Origin of the sequence: Robiginitalea sp. (genome assembly GCF_049588695.1) — a bacterium.
Taxonomy (GTDB): domain Bacteria; phylum Bacteroidota; class Bacteroidia; order Flavobacteriales; family Flavobacteriaceae; genus Robiginitalea.
The window spans coordinates 1-2,372 of record NZ_JBAVZJ010000642.1 but is presented as its reverse complement, the minus strand read 5'-3'; the positions used below and the strand labels follow the sequence as shown (position 1 = coordinate 2,372).

The following is a 2,372-nucleotide window of genomic DNA, read 5'->3' as shown; positions in this document are numbered from 1 at the left end:
GGATACTTTAACCGATCGGGTGATTGATACATTTCATGCTGGTATAAGCCCTTTACACAAGAAAATCCTTCAGTCGCTACATGATTTTCATTGGGCTTGATAGCAATTACCTGATTGTTTTGCGTTTGTACCTCAAGACCGCATAATGCCTCACAAATTCTGCAAAATGTATGATGAGTTTTGATTTCTTTTACATCAGACTCCATGGCTGTTCTAAGGGTTGAAATTTAGGTTCAATTCGAAAATACATATAAAATGTTCAGTTTACAATTGATCAAAACTCCTAAGAATCAGAAACTAGCTATTCAAAATGGATATAGGTTAGCAGTAACTGTTCTTTTGGGTTTGAGCAACAATTTTGAATAAATAATCCAGAAGGTTTTTAACTCATTCAAGACACTTGTAGATACCCCAATCTTTAGGACGGCTTTCCTTCAAGTTTAGATAAATATTCATCCTGCATTCTTATTTCACTGCCGATCCCTTACTTCGTGAAACAGGGTTTTTGATATCCTTTATTGTCAAAAAACCCTAACTACAGTAAGAACTTATATCAATATCTATTACTTCACTGGTCCGAAGCAGGATTGATTACTGCAAGGAATATTGTGCATTATATGCCATATTCAAATGTTGAGTTTGCTTGCTAAAGGGTTGAGTTTTAGTTTCCATATAAGGAAACATTTTTATAATTTTGAAAGCAATAGGTTTAATGAAGGCAAAGTTTGAAGTTACCTTCTTAGAAGAAGCTATAGATTTCTTAGAAAGCCTGGATGAAAAAGATAGAAAGAAAATAATTTTCAATATCGACAAATCCAGGTTTGTTAATGATTCCAAGCTTTTCAAAAAGCTTACCAATGAAATTTGGGAGTTCAGAGCTAAATACCGGGGAAATCAATACAGACTATTAGCTTTTTGGGACAAGAGAAACAAAAAAGAGACTTTGGTTGTGGCCACTCATGGTTTAATCAAGAAAATAGACAAAATACCTAAAAAAGAAATTGTCAAAGCAAATACACTCAAAAACGAATATTTTAAATAATTAATAATATTAGTCATGGCTACTCAAGTAGGAAAATCCAAAATAATGACCCTTGATCAACTCAAGGATAAACATCTGGGTAAAGTTGGTACTCCGGATCGTGATCGCTATGAATTTGATTTGAAAATTGAAATCCTGGCTGAGATGATAAAAGCGGTTAGAAAAGAAAGGAATATGACCCAGGAGGAACTGGGGAAATTAATAGGTGTGCAAAAGGCTCAAATTTCCAAATTGGAAAGAAACACCAAAAATGTTACCCTTGATACTATTCTTAAAGTTTTTGAAGCCCTTCAAGCAAAAATCAAATTTAGTGTGCAAATAAATGAAGCCAATTACCATAATGCGTAGCTACTACAACCAATTTAGATACCTCATTCCTTAGGACAGCTTGTCTGCAATTAAGCGCTGCCAGAATGTTACATCTCAGGATTTGTTTCTATGAAAGCTGCCTATACAGAAGCCAGTTGCAGTTAGCAGTCCTATTAAAAGCTTGCTTCCGAATTCCGGAGGGAATGAAAAATCTCATAAGGCTAATTGGTTTTATTTTCAAGTTAGGAGCAATTCTCAACGCACGCCACCGCTCCAGCTGGCCCCTCACAGATACAGGTCAACCGGAAATCACAAAAGATAGGAGCTTAAAATTTATCTATGAACGTGAAGCTTTTTGAAATACTCAAAAGCTGACCCAAGGGTAATCCATTGTCAAATAATTCAGTTATATTTTACCCTGACTAGGTTTCAATAAAGTCAAAAAATCAATCAAAAAATTTTCAATCAAAAAACAAACATTTATGAAAACAGTATTTAATTCCAGCAAATCCGGACTCTTTTTCGTCATCTCCGTTCTTTTTACACTTCACGGATATTCCCAGGTTAAAGAGTTCTCCGTGGATCGATTTAACAAAGTAATTGTCAGCCCCCATATTTCCGTAACATTTGTGAAAGGAGACTCCGAATCCGTAATCATACATTCCAGCACGGAACCCCTCGAGGTGCTGAACGTGGAGTCCTCAGGGAAAACCTTACACCTGTATTTGGATAATGCGAAAACCACGACAAAGCAAGAGAAGGTGGAGATGGACGGTTGGTCTGAGAAACGTTCCATTTATAAGGGGACGGTAGTTCATGCCACCGTAACTTATCAGGTACTCGATGAGTTATCGCTGAGGGGGGAAGAGCGTTTTGAATGTAAAAGTCCCATCAAACAATCGAAATTTACCCTTACCATATATGGGGAATCCGAGGTTTACCTTGAGGAGGTTAAGCTGGATAATATGAACACAACCGTATATGGTGAAAGTTTAATGGAGATCAGTTCCGGGAGTATTGG

General features: G+C 36.6%; 4 protein-coding genes. 3 read left to right on the top strand and 1 reads right to left on the bottom strand.

Features of this window, described 5'->3' with window-relative positions; genetic code table 11:
- Window positions 1–206: hypothetical protein (locus tag WBV75_RS14675; protein WP_424121328.1), on the bottom strand; the 206-nt coding region annotated here is incomplete at its 3' end.
- Between the two features lie 488 nt (window positions 207–694).
- Here WBV75_RS14675 and WBV75_RS14670 point away from each other — a divergent pair.
- The 3 genes from WBV75_RS14670 to WBV75_RS14660 form a co-directional block, all read left to right on the top strand.
- Window positions 695–1,042, top strand: a complete 348-nt coding sequence (locus WBV75_RS14670) for a type II toxin-antitoxin system RelE/ParE family toxin (protein WP_424121327.1) — start codon at window positions 695–697, stop codon at window positions 1,040–1,042.
- Between the two features lie 15 nt (window positions 1,043–1,057).
- Complete coding sequence (locus WBV75_RS14665) at window positions 1,058–1,390, top strand: helix-turn-helix domain-containing protein (protein WP_424121326.1); 333 nt, start codon at window positions 1,058–1,060, stop codon at window positions 1,388–1,390.
- A gap of 443 nt (window positions 1,391–1,833) precedes the next feature.
- A partial coding sequence (locus tag WBV75_RS14660; protein WP_424121325.1) for a GIN domain-containing protein occupies window positions 1,834–2,372 on the top strand: 539 nt, incomplete at its 3' end.